The organism is Streptomyces sp. SID5643, from assembly GCF_009872555.1.
Lineage (GTDB): Bacteria > Actinomycetota > Actinomycetes > Streptomycetales > Streptomycetaceae > Streptomyces > Streptomyces iakyrus.
In genome coordinates, this window is sequence record NZ_WWIC01000326.1 from 14,956 (window position 1) to 28,124 (window position 13,169).

The 13,169-nt window shown below is 71.9% G+C and carries 7 protein-coding genes; 2 read left to right on the plus strand and 5 right to left on the minus strand.

Going from position 1 to position 13,169, the window contains the following annotated elements:
• The first annotated feature begins 24 nt into the window (after window positions 1–24).
• Window positions 25–756, plus strand: a complete 732-nt coding sequence (locus tag GTY56_RS34730) for a Mut7-C RNAse domain-containing protein (RefSeq protein WP_161369263.1) — start codon at window positions 25–27, stop codon at window positions 754–756.
• Window positions 757–836: 80 nt separating this feature from the next.
• On the opposite strand, the gene GTY56_RS34735 is transcribed toward GTY56_RS34730, so the two are convergent.
• The 5 genes from GTY56_RS34735 to GTY56_RS34755 form a co-directional block, all read right to left on the minus strand.
• The gene (locus GTY56_RS34735) at window positions 837–3,242 is read right to left on the minus strand and encodes a galactose oxidase-like domain-containing protein (protein WP_161369264.1); all 2,406 of its coding nucleotides are present in this window, start codon (window positions 3,240–3,242) and stop codon (window positions 837–839) included.
• A complete protein-coding gene (locus tag GTY56_RS34740; RefSeq protein ID WP_161369265.1) occupies window positions 3,226–4,434 on the minus strand; it encodes a glycosyltransferase in 1,209 nt (402 codons plus the stop codon). The genes GTY56_RS34735 and GTY56_RS34740 overlap by 17 nt, the downstream gene beginning before the upstream one ends.
• Entirely contained in the window at window positions 4,431–6,080 is a 1,650-nt protein-coding gene (locus GTY56_RS34745) for a phospholipid carrier-dependent glycosyltransferase (protein WP_161369266.1), read from the minus strand. The genes GTY56_RS34740 and GTY56_RS34745 overlap by 4 nt, the downstream gene beginning before the upstream one ends.
• Complete coding sequence (locus GTY56_RS34750) at window positions 6,077–7,360, minus strand: glycosyltransferase (RefSeq protein ID WP_161369267.1); 1,284 nt, start codon at window positions 7,358–7,360, stop codon at window positions 6,077–6,079. The genes GTY56_RS34745 and GTY56_RS34750 overlap by 4 nt, the downstream gene beginning before the upstream one ends.
• Before the next feature lie 146 nt (window positions 7,361–7,506).
• On the minus strand, window positions 7,507–9,540 hold the full coding sequence (locus tag GTY56_RS34755) for a thioredoxin domain-containing protein (RefSeq protein ID WP_161369268.1): 2,034 nt from the start codon (window positions 9,538–9,540) through the stop codon (window positions 7,507–7,509).
• 169 nt (window positions 9,541–9,709) lie between these two features.
• On the opposite strand from GTY56_RS34755, the gene GTY56_RS34760 reads away from it, so the two are divergent.
• Window positions 9,710–12,910: an ATP-binding protein gene (locus GTY56_RS34760; RefSeq protein ID WP_161369269.1), complete on the plus strand. Its 3,201-nt coding sequence runs from the start codon at window positions 9,710–9,712 to the stop codon at window positions 12,908–12,910.
• Window positions 12,911–13,169: the final 259 nt, after the last annotated feature.

The following is a 13,169-nucleotide window of genomic DNA, read 5'->3' on the forward strand; positions in this document are numbered from 1 at the left end:
CCGCCGCCGTGGCATCCTGACCTGGTGAACGGTCCCGAGATCCACGTCGAGTTCGCCCCCGAGCTGCACGTCTTCGTCCCCCGGGCCCGCCCGGACGGCACGGTGCGGGCCGCCACCGACGGCGCCGCCGGCCTCGGCCACGTCATCGAGTCGCTGGGCGTTCCGCTGACCGAGGTCGGCGCGCTGCTCGTGGACGGCCGCGAGGTGCCCGTCTCGCACGTCCCGGCGGCCGGGGAGTCGGTGACGGTACGGACCGTCGCGCGCCCCCAGCGGGTCCCGGGCGCTCCCCTGCGCTTCCTCCTCGACGTCCACCTCGGCACGCTGGCCCGCCGGCTGCGGCTGCTCGGCGTGGACACGGCCTACGAGTCGACCGACATCGGCGACCCGGCGCTGGCCGCTCGCTCGGCGGCGGAGCAGCGGGTGATGCTGAGCCGCGACCGGGGGCTGCTGCGGCGGCGCGAGCTGTGGGCGGGGGCGTTCGTGTACAGCACGCGGCCGGAGGAGCAGCTGCGGGACGTACTGGAGCGGTTCCGGCCCGAGTTGCTGCCCTGGACGCGGTGCACCGCCTGCAACGGGATGCTGCGCAAGGCCTCCAAGGAGGAGGTGGCGGACCAGTTGCAGCAGGGCACGCACCGGTCGTACGACGTGTTCGCGCGGTGCGGTGCGTGTGGGCGGGCGTACTGGAAGGGTGCGCATCACGAGCAGTTGGAGGCCATCGTGGAGCGGGCGCTGTCGCTCCGCGGGCAGCGCCGTTGATTCCCGAGCGCCGCGGGAAACCGCGGGACCGTCGTGGCCGGTCGCGCAGTTCCCCGCGCCCCTGAAGGGACGTGTCTCTCCTAGCGCCTGGTCAGGTCCCCCTTGCCGCAGGCGATGCCGTCACCGTTGCGGTCCAGGTTCAGCGGGTCGTCCTTGCCGTTGACCTTCAGGCGGCCGTAGTCGTTCGCCTTGAGCCACGTGCAGCGGGCGGCCGTCGTCTTCTTCACCTCCGCCGGGAAGTCCGTCGGCACACAGACGTTGATCGAGCCGTAGTGGCGGTCGCAGCCGGAGACCGTCGGGCTGACCTTCTGCGACACCCGCTTCTTGCCGGGCCCCGTGACCTTGCCCTTCGGTGCGTCGGCGAAGTCGTGGACGTGGGCCGAGGCGTCCGTCGCCTTCAGGGCCTGCGGGCCCTGGAGGTGCACCCACTTCGCCACCGACGGCACCCCGTTCGCGTCCACCGCGAAGAGCATGTACCAGCCGGGCGGGGCCAGGTTGGGGTTGCTCGTCACGTTCAGGTCGACGTTGGCGCCGTCGACCGACAGCGGCAGGTCCACGAACCGCTGGTTCGGATCCGAGGAGTGCGTGACGGCGGCCGGGCGGATCAGCTGGGCCTTGGCGACGGGCCGGTCGACGGTGATCCGCTGGGTGTCACCGTAGTTCCACTCGGTGTCGATGACGGACGTGATCTGCGGGCGCGGGCCCTTGAACAGGTAAGGCGGGCTGTAGACGGACACGTCGTGGTTCCAGGTGCCGTTGCCCGGGTTGTCGCCGGTGGTCATCACGCGGCCGTCGGGGAGCAGGAACGCCGAGGAGTGGTAGCCACGCGCCTCGGGGTCGACGGCCACCGGGTCGAAGGTCTCCGACGCGGGGTCGAAGATCGACGTCTCGTACACCGGGTTGGCCCGGTTGTGCAGCGCGCCGCCCGTCTCCAGCACCTTGCCGTCGGGCAGGAGTACCGCGGAGACGTACATCTTGCCCTGGTCGCCGGTCTGCGGGACCGGGCCGTTGCCGAGGTCGACCGTGCCCTGCGGGATCGGCGGCCCGGCCACGTACGAAGGGTTCGGCTGCTTGAGGTCGATGATGTCGGTCAGGCGGTTCGCCTCCGGGTTGGAGTCGATGTTGCCGCCGCCGAGGGTGAGGACCTTCTGGTCCTGCGCCGGGGGCAGCAGCACGCTGGCCGACTGGTCGCGCTCGTCCTTGTTCCGCAGACCGGGCACCTGGGTGGTGGTGTTGGCGTCGTAGTCGTAGATCGCGGAGCCGGTGCCGGGGATGTTGTTGCCGAAGACATGGCTGCCCGAGTAGAAGAGGCGGCCGTCCTGCATCAGGATCATCGACGGGTACAGGCCCCAGTACGACCAGGTCTGGTTGACCTTCCACAACGGCTGCCACTGCTGCTCGGCCTCGGAGAACAGCTCGGCGGTGACCGAGCCGGTGGAGTCCTCGCGCAGGCCGCCGAAGGAGATGACGTCCCCGTTGCCGAGGACCGTCGCCGACGGGTACCAGTGGCCGTCGTTCATGTCGTTGGTCCTGGTGTAGGTCTCGGTCTCCGGGTCGAAGATGTACGAGTCCTTGTAGCCCTGGTAGCCGACCCGGCCGTCGGCTGTCGGGTAGCCCTTGTTGCCGGACATCACCAGCACGCGGCCGTCCTGGAGCTGGACGTGCCCGGCGCAGAACATGTCCTTCGGCGTGGGGATGATCTTGTACGAGCCGTTCGCCGGGTCGTACACCGCCGAGGTGAAGGTGCCCGCCTCGAACATCGACTCGTCGTTGCCGGAGCCCGCGATCAGCAGCACCTTGCCGCCCCGCAGGACGACGGAGTGCATGGAGCGGACCGGGTTCTGCGTGGGCAGCACCTCCCACTTGCCGTTCGCGCACTGCTCCGCCGTGCCGGTGCACTCGGGCGGCAGGACCGGGTCGGGCACCTGGTCCATCGTGTAGTCGTCGGTGGTGGCGGAGCCGGTGCCGTAGACGGAGACGCCCCAGGAGATGCGGTCGGTACCGGCCGGGACCTCGGGGGTGCGGACCGTGGCCTCGGTCCAGCCGCCCGCCATGTCCAGCGTCTTGAGGTCGGTCCAGTACTGCCAGCCGGCCGTGGTGTCGTGCCGGAAGAGCGTGATCGCCGCGTCGGGCGTGGTCGTCTTGTACCAGAGACCGAGGTCGTACTGCTTGCCCGGCGTCACCACCGGCGCGCACGCGGCGGACTCGGTGATCAGCGCCTTGCGGTCGCCGTCGACGCGGCGGGTCAGCTCGACCTTCATGGCCTTGGAGCCGGTGTGCGCGTCGGACGTGCTGGTGAAGGTGAAGTCGTTGTCGCCCCAGCCGGACTTCTCCCAGCAGTACGGCATGTCGCCGGTGCCGGCGGTCTCGAAGCCGGGGTTCTTGATGAGGTTGGCGGCGGAGGCGGACTGGGGTGCGGTCAGCAGCAGGCCGGCGGTGAGGCCCGCCACGGCCAGGAACGCGGTACTTCTACGACGTCTGTTCACACGGCTCTCCTTGCTGTGCGGTGCTCCCGCGACCGGGCTTCTCGCGTCCCCGGCGCGGCAGATAGACCAGCGCTTCGGTCCCGGCGAAGCGCAGGACGAACGTCGTCACCAGCGCGAGCGCGGTGGCCGACAGCACGCCCAGGTGCAGCTGGTGCACGAACAGGGCGATCAGCGGGATGCGCAGCACCAGATCGGCGTTGGCGAGCAGCGCGAACCGCCCGGCCCGGTCCCACCACCGGCGGTGCCGGCGGCGCTCGCGGAACAGCAGGTGCTCGATGAGCACGAAGTTCCAGGCGACACCCAGCTGATTGGCGAGGATCTCCGCCGGTACGTAGTGCATGCCGGCGGCGGTCAGCGCCCACAGGCCCAGCAGGTTCGGCACGAAACCGGTCAGCCCGATCAGGCCGAACCCGATCATCCGCGCGACCGGCGAGGCGGCGCGCAGCCCGGCCAGGTGGCGCAGGAAGCGCAGGCCCTCCTGCGCGGTCGACTTGGACTCCCCGGCGAACCGGTCCTGGAAGACGAAGGGCACCTCGGTGACCCTGCGCGGGCGGCTGCGGACGGCGAGTTCGAGGAGGATCTTGTAGCCGAGCGGCTGGAGGACCTCGGCGGTGACCGCGCTGCGGCGGATCGCGAAGAAGCCGCTCATCGGGTCGCTGATGCCGCGCAGCCGGCGCGGGAAGAGCGCCTTGGTCAGCCAGGTCGCCCCGCGCGAGACGGCCACGCGGTAGCTGCCCGCGAGTCCGGCCCGGCTGCCGCCCTTGATGTACCGGGAGGCGACGACCAGCCCGGCGTTCGCCCGCTCGCCGGTGGCGACGAGGTCGGGCACGAGGGCCGGCGGGTGCTGGCAGTCGCCGTCCATGACGACGATCCAGTCCGACGTGGCCGCCTTCAGACCCTCGACGACCGCGCCTCCGAGCCCGCCCACCGGCTCCTTCCGGTGCAGCACGGTCACCGGGAACGGGCAGTCCTGCGCCGCCTTCTCGATGACCTCGGGTGTGTCGTCGGTGGAGTCGTCCACGAAGACGACCTCGCAGGGCAGCCGGGCCGGGACGGCCTCGGTGATCTGGCGCAGCAACTGCCGTACGTTCGCCGACTCGTTGAACGTCGGTACGACGATGGTGACGGCGCCCGGCTCGGGGATCTCGGCGGTCTCGACGACCTCGCCGGGGACGGTGGACTCCTGGCTCATCGCGCGCCTCCGGCGGACGTATGGATCTGGCGGATCTCGATGCGGTCCTCGCCGGTGCCGAAGGTGGCGACCGGGTCCGAGTGCTCCATGGCGGCCTTGACGTTGGGCAGATCGGCCGCGTCGCGCCGGACGGTCGGCGAGGCGACGACGTAGTCGAGGTCCTTCCAGCCGCGCGGCATCGTCTTCGTCACCGCCGGGTCGAGGTCGGCCTTGTAGAACCAGATGACGCCGAGCCCGGGCCGGTAGCCCTGGTGCACCAGGTCCAGCCAGAGGGCGTCGTCCACCAGCACCCGGGTGCGCTCCGGGTCCTCGACCTCCGTGGCCAGCCACTGGGAGGCGGCCCTGTAGGGGGCGTTGGCGTCGGTGGTGACGGCCGTGTGCGCGCCGTCGTACCAGCGGGGCACGAGGTAGGCGCCGGCGGCCAGGGCGAGGACGGCGGCGAGCGCGTACCGGCTCACACTGACGTACCGTTTCTCCGCCTCGGAGCGCCAGCGGCTCAGCACCGCGTGGGCGACGGAGGCGGTCCCTCCGGCCAGGACCAGTGCGAGGAACGGCAGGGCCTGGATGACGTACATCGCGGGCAGGTAACCGTTCGGGCGCAGGGCCAGCGCGGCGAAGATCGCCACGGCCAGGGCCGGTCCGGCCAGGGCGCGGGCCGTGACCGACCAGCGCCAGGTGACGAGCAGGAGCAGGGCGCCCGCGAGGCCGCCGAGGGGCAGGATCCTGTCGTAGTACAGCCACGACTGGAGCACGCCCCAGGAGCCGGAGCCCTGGTCCAGGATGAAGCCCGAACCGGGTCGGGTCATCTGGTACGTGACGCCGTCCCAGAGGGACACGTGCCCGGCGCCGGGCAGCAACTCGCCCTTCAGCAGGGCGAACAGCGGGTAGGAGAAGCCGATCAGGGCGCAGGCCGTGACGGCTCCGGTGAGGGCGAACTTGCGGGTGTCCCGGTGGCTGTGGCGCCACATGGTGAGGAACAGGGCGGGCAGGACGACGAGCATCGTCTCCTTGGTGAGGACGGCTGTCGCCGCCGCGATGCCCGCGCCGAAGTGGTGCCACAGGTGGCGGCTCGGGGACGCGGCCAGGGTGAAGGCCAGCAGTGTCCACATCACCGCGAGGTTGTCGAGGAAGATCTCCCGCTGGAGGACGACCGACAGCGGGGAGAGCCCGAAGAACACCATGCCGAGGGCGGCCGCCCAGCGGGGCAGCGCCAGGCGCCGGCCCAGCACGTAGACGAGGACCGCGCTGATGCCGCTGATCACCAGCATCGCGGCGCGCATGGTGCCCACCGTCATCGACTCGGGACTGATGAGCGCGGGGATCCAGGTCAGCACGGCGATCTGGATCCAGCCGAGCGGCGGATGGTCGTACCAGTAGGTGTAGTGGGCCAGGCCGTTGCCCTGCTGGACCGACCAGGCCTGGGCGAGATAGGTGCCCTCGTCGTCGCTGAGGGCCGGGTAGTCGGCGATGTTCCAGCCCTGCACGACGAGGATCGCCGCGAGGAGGACGCCGCACAGGAGCAGGTCGGAGCGGGAGGAGCGCAGGCGGCTCGGCGGCTCCGGTCTGCGGTGCGCACCGGTGCGGGGCGCAGGACGGCGCTGCGCGGGGACCTTCGCAGCGGTCACCGCGGGAAGGGTGGAGGTCACGCGGGAACGTCCTCTCGGGTCACGTCGCGCCGGGTCACGGCCGTCTCGTCGAGGTGGGCCCCGACATGGCTGGTCAGCTCCCAGTCGTTGCGGCCGCGCTGCTCACGCCAGACGGCCCGCACGGCCGCTCCGGCGAGCAGGACCTGGTAGAAGGGGCCGCCGAGGATCAGCTTCAGATAGTGCGCGAAGCGGACGCGCAGCCCGTACTGCTTGCCGAAGTCGTGCAGTCCGACGACCTCGAAGACGAAGGTGACCAGGGCGGTGACGGCCGGCAGGAAGGTGATGAAGGCGATGCCGACGGGCACGTCCAGGAACAGGGCGATCGCCACGTTCAGCGGGATGATCAGGCCGGTGAAGGCCTGCATGAACGGCGTCATCAGGGTGTAGCGGGCGAGCAACCGCTGCCCGAGCGTGGGCAGTTGCTTCCAGTCCTTCTTCCGGTACACCTGGAGGAATCCCTGGTTCCAGCGGGTGCGCTGCTTCAGCAGGGACATCAGCGAGCCAGGGGTCTCCTCACGGGTCACCATGTCGGAGTCGTAGGCGACGACGACCTTCCTGCCGACGCTGGACAGGCGCACTCCGAGGTCGCAGTCCTCGGCGAGGCAGTTCGGGTCCCAGCCGTCGGCTTCCCTCAGGACGTCCGTGCGGACGAAGACGGTGTTTCCGCCAAGCGGAATGAAACCTTTCTGCGCATGCAGGTGGAGCCGCGAGCGGAACCAGAAGAAGTACTCCAGGCAGTTGCGCAGGCTGTACCAGCTGGAGTGGAAGTTGATCAGCTGCACCCCGCCCTGCACGACGTCCGCGCCGGTGGTGCGGAAGGCGTGGTCGACGTGCGCGAGGAGCTCGGGGTGGACCTGGTCCTCCGCGTCGAACACGCCGACGACGTCGCCGCGGCAGTGCGGCAGCGCCGTGTTCATGGCCTTCGGCTTGTTCTTCTTCTCGTGCGTGTCGACGACGACCCGGACCCGTGCGTCGCGCGCCGCGGCCTGGTCGGCCACGGCGGTCGTCTCCGGGTCGTCGTGCCCGACGATCACGATGATCTCGAAGTCGGTGTGGCTCGACTCCAGCAACCGCTGGATCGTGTGGTCCAGCACCGCCTGTTCGTGCCGCGCGGGCAGCAGCAGCGAGAAGGAGACGTGCTCGTCCCCGTCCGGACTGCTGAACCGGGTGGAGGCGAGCACTTCCGGCGTGCGCCAGGCGTGCATCTGCCACCACAGCGTGAACGCCGCCATCCAGAACAGGGCCAGTGAAACGGCAGCGATGAAGACAGACGTCAGCAAACAGATCCCCCCAGATCCAAGAACCCCCGGTCGTGACGGTGTGCCGGTGCGGCCCCTCCCGTCACGTCACTGTGCAGAGATTAGGGGGGAACTGTGAAACCCGGGGGCTGTTCAGATAAAGAGCGTGTTTCCGTTGATTCCCGACTTCAGTCGCTCAGCACCGCACGCAACCGGTCAACTTCCGTTGTCGGCGCGTCACATGTGAAGTTACGGCAGACATACGCCGCCGGTTCACCGCCGACCAGGGGACGGCCGCTGAGCAGCGGGAACTCCTCGCTCTCCGGCACGCCGACGGCCACGACGGCACCCGGCGCGGTCCCCAGAAGTGCCGTGCGGTGCAGGGACCTCGTGCCCTCGTCGTCCAGCGACGGACCCACGACCGCCACTTCCCGCGGACCGTCCAGCACGGCCTCCGCGACCGCGAGCCCCCAGCCGATGAAACGCGGCACCCGCGGACCGAGCGCCTTGACGACACCGAGGGCCTTCTCCGCGGCCTCGCGGTGCGGCTCGGAGCCGGTGTGCGCGGCGTACCCCAGCAGGGCACCGGCCGCCGCGCTCCAGCCGGACGGCGCGGCATTGTCGGTCGGATCCTGGGGACGGCGGATCAGCCGCTCGGCGTCGGCCGCCGTGTCGTACAGCGACCCCGACTCAGGGTCGGTGAAGCGGGCCACGATGTGATCGACGAGGAACCCGGCGAACTCCAGCCAGACGCCCTCCCCGGTGACGGACGCGAGCGCGAGGAAACCCTCCGCCACATCCGCGTAGTCCTCCAGGACACCCGCGTTGGCGCCGGCGTGGCCGTCCTTGCTGGTGCGGGTGAGGCGGGCCTGCTCGTCCAGGTGCAGCCTGACCAGGAGGTCGGCCGCGGCGACGGCGGCCTCGACCAGGTCGGGCCGGTCGAAGTAGGCGCCCGTCTCGGCCAGCGCGGCGATCGCGAGGCCGTTCCAGGCGGCGACGACCTTGTCGTCCCGGCCGGGCGCGGGCCGCTCCGACCGCGCCGCCAGCAGCCGCTCCCGGACGGAGGCGACCTTTCCCGCGTCGACGAAGCCGTCCCGCACGGGCAGTTGGAGGACGGACGCACCCTCCTCGAAGGTCCCCTCCTCGGTCACCCCGAAGTGCCGCGCCGCGAGGTCCGCGTCCTGCTCGCCGAGCACCTCCCGCAACTGCCCAGGCGTCCACACGTAGTAGGCGCCCTCGACGTGCTTCCCGGAGCCGTCGTCGCTGTCGGCGTCCAGGGCGGAGGCGAACCCGCCCTCGTTCGTGCGCAGTTCGCGCACCATGAAGTCGGCCGTCTCCAGGGCGACGCGGCGTGCGAGCTCCGAGCCGGTGGCCCGCCAGAGATGGGCGTACACCCGGCACAGCAGGGCGTTGTCGTACAGCATCTTCTCGAAGTGCGGCACGACCCAGTCGCGGTCGACGGAGTAGCGGGCGAAGCCGCCCCCGAGCTGGTCGTAGATCCCGCCCCGGGCCATGCGCTCGCAGGTGTCGCTCGCCATCTGGAGCGCACCCTCGGCACCGGTCCGCGCATGGTGCCTCAGCAGGAACTCCAGCACCATCGACGGCGGGAACTTCGGCGCCCCGCCGAATCCGCCGCGCTGCGGGTCGTACTCCCGGGTCAGCCCGAGCAGCGCCTGCGCGAGCTGCTCCTCACCCGGGGTCTGCGCATCGCCGTAGGAGATCTCCCGCCCGGCCAGATCCCGGACGATCTTCCCGGCGACCTCGGTCACCTCGTCCCGCCGCTCGTCCCACGCCTGGTGCACACCCTGGAGCACCTGCCGGAAGGACGGCATGCCCTGACGGGGAGCGGGCGGGAAGTACGTACCGAAGTAGAACGGCTCGGCGTCCGGAGTGAGGAAGACGGTCATGGGCCAGCCACCCTGCCCGGTCGCGGCCTGCACGGCCTCCATGTAGACGGCGTCCACGTCGGGGCGTTCTTCGCGGTCGACCTTCACGCTCACGTAGTGCGCGTTGAGGTACTCGGCGGTCTCCTGGTCCTCGAAGGACTCGTGAGCCATGACGTGGCACCAGTGACAGCTGCTGTATCCGATGCTGAGCAGCACGGGCACGTTCCGCTTCCGCGCCTCGTCGAAGGCCTCTTCCGACCAGGGCCACCAGTCGACGGGGTTGTCGGCGTGCTGGAGCAGGTACGGGGACGTCTCATGAGCCAGTCGGTTCGGCATGCTTCCATCCTGCCTCAGGATGGCCGCCCGGCCGCGGAACGCGGTCCCTCGCGCGAGCTCACCGCCCGTGGATCACCGCATCGCATCGTTGATCGTCGCCCCCTCGCGCTCACGCCTCCCACCAAGGACACTCGGAGGCAAAGGAGTTGCCGCCGGAGGGGGACGTGACATGCGGGACGCTCATCGGGCGGAGGCCGAGCGGTTGCTGGTGCGGGCCGTGGAGGAGGAGGTGCGGCGCTCGGGCGGGCGCAGTGACGGGAAGGTGCTGCTCGCGCGGGCGCGCGGAGCGCTCGACACGATGGCGCGGAGTGCGGGTGAGGAGTACGAGGCCTACACGCGCGCCCTGGACGAGGCGGCGGCCGGGCAGCTGACCTTCGGGCAGCGTTACGCCCGCGAGGGGGCCGGGACGCCCCTGCTGGTGGCCGGGGTCGCGGCAGTCGCGGCGGTCGTCGCCGACCTGGCGCTGGGCACGGGGACCGGGACGGCTGTCGGGGCGGGTGTGACGGTGGGTGTCGTGGGGGCCGCGGCGACGGTGGTGAAGGTGGTCGGGTCGCATCTGCCGGCCGCGCACCGCCGTGCCGGTGCCGTGAACCAGCCGGGCGGCCCGGAGCAGTTGCGGTTGCAGTGGCTGACGGCGCTGGAGGTGCGGGGCATCCGGCCGTTCCTGGACCAGCAGCGGGTGTTCGCGGCCTCGACGGGGCCGAAGAAGACGGGCGGCCCGCGGCTGCGCGGTGCGGACAAGAGCGCGGCGGCCCGCGGGCGCAATGTGCTGGAGCAGTCCTTCGGGCAGCTTCCCGAACCGACGGAGCCGTTCGCGGGTCGGCGGCAGGAGCTGGCGCAGATCCGGCAGTGGGTGCAGGCGGCCCGGGCGAGCACCCGGACGCAGCCGACGGTGGTGGTGCTGCACGGCACGCCCGGCAGCGGCCGTACGACGCTCGCGGTGCACGCGACGCACGATCTGAGGGACTACTTCCGCGGTGCTTGTGTCGTCGACCTGCGCGCGGACGGGGCGGGCGAGTCCCCGCTGTCCACCCGTGAGGCGCTGCTGCATCTGCTGAACCGGCTCGGCGCGCCCCGCGAGCAGCTGCTGTTCCGTGAGCGGTCCTCGCCCGACCAGCAGGTCAAGCGGCTGGGCGAGCTGTATCACCAGCATCTGACGGGCCTGCCGGTCACGGTCGTCCTCGACGACGCCGCGGACGCGGAGCAGGTCCGCGCCCTGGTCCCGGAGCGGTCCGACAGCCTGGTGCTGGTCACCGCGCGGGGCCCGCTGGAGCTGGGGGGCCTGCCCGCGCGGGTGCACCAGCTGGCGGTGGCGCCGCTGGACGCGGCGGGTGCGGAGGAGCTGCTGGGCGCGGCGGCGCAGGACCGTTCCGGGCCGTACGACGCGGAGTCCGCGGACCGGGTCCGGGAGCTGTGTGGCGGGCTGCCCCTGGCGCTGCGCATCGCGGGCTCGTGCCTCGGTCCGCGCTCGCCGCGGGCGCTGGCCACGGACCTCGACGCCTACGGCCCCGTCGAGCCGGTCGAACGCGCCCTGTGGCTGCGCTACACGGACCAGCCGGAGACGGTACGGCGGCTGCTGCGCCGGCTGGCCCTGGCCGGGCGGGCCTCGCTGGGGGCCGCCGCGGCCGCCGCGCTGCTGGCGACCGACGAGGCGGAGGCGAAGCGTCACCTGCAGGTGCTGACCCGGGCCGGTCTGATCGACCACGTCCGGGGCGACCGCTACCGGCTGCACGACCTGGTGCGGTCCTTCGCCCGGGCCCGCCTGCTCGACGAGGAGGAGCCGGCCGAGCGCACGGCGGCGCAGGAACGGCTGATCGTGAACTACGCCGAGCTGGCCGACTCGGTGCTGCGGATGGTCGACGGCAACATGTCGACCCGGACGAACCGTTTCAGCCCGTACGGCTTCACCTCCCTCGACGAGGCGCTGCGCTGGCTGGACGACGAGTCGAGCTTCATCACGGCGGCGCTGCGGCATGCCGAGGGGGTGGACCAGGCGGCGGTGCTGAACCTGCTGGGCGCCCTGTGCGACTACTGCCTGCTGCGGGGCGACCTGTACCGGCTGGGTGAGATCAGCGAGCTGGCGCAGGCGGTGGACGAGGGGCTGCTGGTCCGCTCGGTGCAGTGGCGTACGGGTATCGCGGCCCGGCAGCTGGGCGAGCTGGACAAGGCCCGCACCACCCTCGCCTCGGTCGTGGACCTCTACCGGGAGGCCCACCACGACGCGGGTGCCGCCCGCGCGCTGTGCTCTCTCGGCATCACGCTGCACCACCAGGGCAATCTGACGGAGGCGTCGGCGAAGCTCCGCGAGGCGCTCGCCCTCCAGGCCTCGCCCGCGCTGGCGGTGGACCGGGCGTGGACGATGCACGCGCTCGCGGCGGTGGAGCGGGACCGGGCCCGGCTGGCGGAGGCGCTGGAGCTGCTGACCGAGTCGTTGGTCCTGCACCGGCGGGGCGAGTCCGTGCACGGCCAGGCCTGGGCGCACTTCCAGCTGGGTCAGCTGGGGCTGCGCATGGGCGACGTCCCGCGGGCCGAGGCCGAGCTGCGGGCGGCCCTGGAGCTGTACGGGCGGACCCGGGACGCGCGTGGTGAGGCGTGGGCCCTGACGCAGCTGGCCCGTGCGCTGCTGGTCGCCGGGGACGCGTCCCCGGCGGTGGAGGAGCTGCGCGGGGCGGCGGCCCGGCACCGGGACAACGAGGATGCGCGCGGCGAGGCCTGGACCCTGTACTACCTGGGCCAGGCCCTGGAGGAGACGGGCGATCTCGATCAGGCGGTCCGCGAACTGGAGCGCGCCCGCACCATGTTCTCCCGCATGCGTGACGTCTACGGCTTGGCCTGCGCCCGCCACCACTCCGCGCGCGTCACCCGCGACCAGCGGGCGGCCCAGACGGGCTCGCTGCGCAACTCGGGCTTCGCCCGCCAGCTCCTCGTCGACGCCCGGGCCGACTTCCAGCGCATCGGCGTCGCCCACGGCGAGGCCTGGACGTGCCTGGAGCTGGTGGTCGTGGACGCGGGCAACGCCCGCACGCAGCAGGCGCTGGCCCTGTGCGACGAGGCGGTGGAGCTCTTCGCGTCCTACGGCGACCGCCGGGGCGAGGACTGGGCCCGCTTCCTGCGCTGCACGCTGCTGCCGTATGCGGCCCCGGGCGGCATGGAGGTGGGCACGGCGGTGGCCCAGGAGGAGCTGGTGCAGCTGTCCCGCGCGACCCACGGGCTGCGCGACCGCAAGCTGGACGACTACGTCGACGCGTACCAGCTGCTGCTGGAACGGGGCGTGACCCTGGAGGCCGGCTGGCAGGCCTGGCGCCTCGGCATGGTGCCGGACCGGCATGCGCGTGAGGTGATGGGCGTAGCGGTGGATGCGAAGGCGTAGGCCGCGGGCCGCGGGCCGAGCGAGGAGCCGGGACGGGCGGCCCCCCTGCCGCCCCACCCTCGGGACGGCGAGGTGCCGCCGACGACACCGCGAGGGACGCGCCGGGCACCCCCGCGGTGCTCGGCGCTCCGCGCGACGCGCCTCTGGGCAGCACTGCTTGATGCGCCCGAGGCGGGGGGCGCGGGTGGAACGGAGAGCGAAAGGGTGGACGGAAAGCGAAAGCCCCCGGGAGTGATGGGCCCTGCCCCCACGGCGTCAG

What these genes read in the sequence shown, in the direction of transcription:
- GTY56_RS34755 (WP_161369268.1), bottom strand. Translation starts at nt 9,540, where the DNA reads ATGCCGAACCGACTGGCTCATGAGACGTCCCCGTACCTGCTCCAGCAC.
- GTY56_RS34740 (WP_161369265.1), bottom strand. Translation starts at nt 4,434, where the DNA reads ATGAGCCAGGAGTCCACCGTCCCCGGCGAGGTCGTCGAGACCGCCGAG.
- GTY56_RS34760 (WP_161369269.1), top strand. Translation starts at nt 9,710, where the DNA reads ATGCGGGACGCTCATCGGGCGGAGGCCGAGCGGTTGCTGGTGCGGGCC.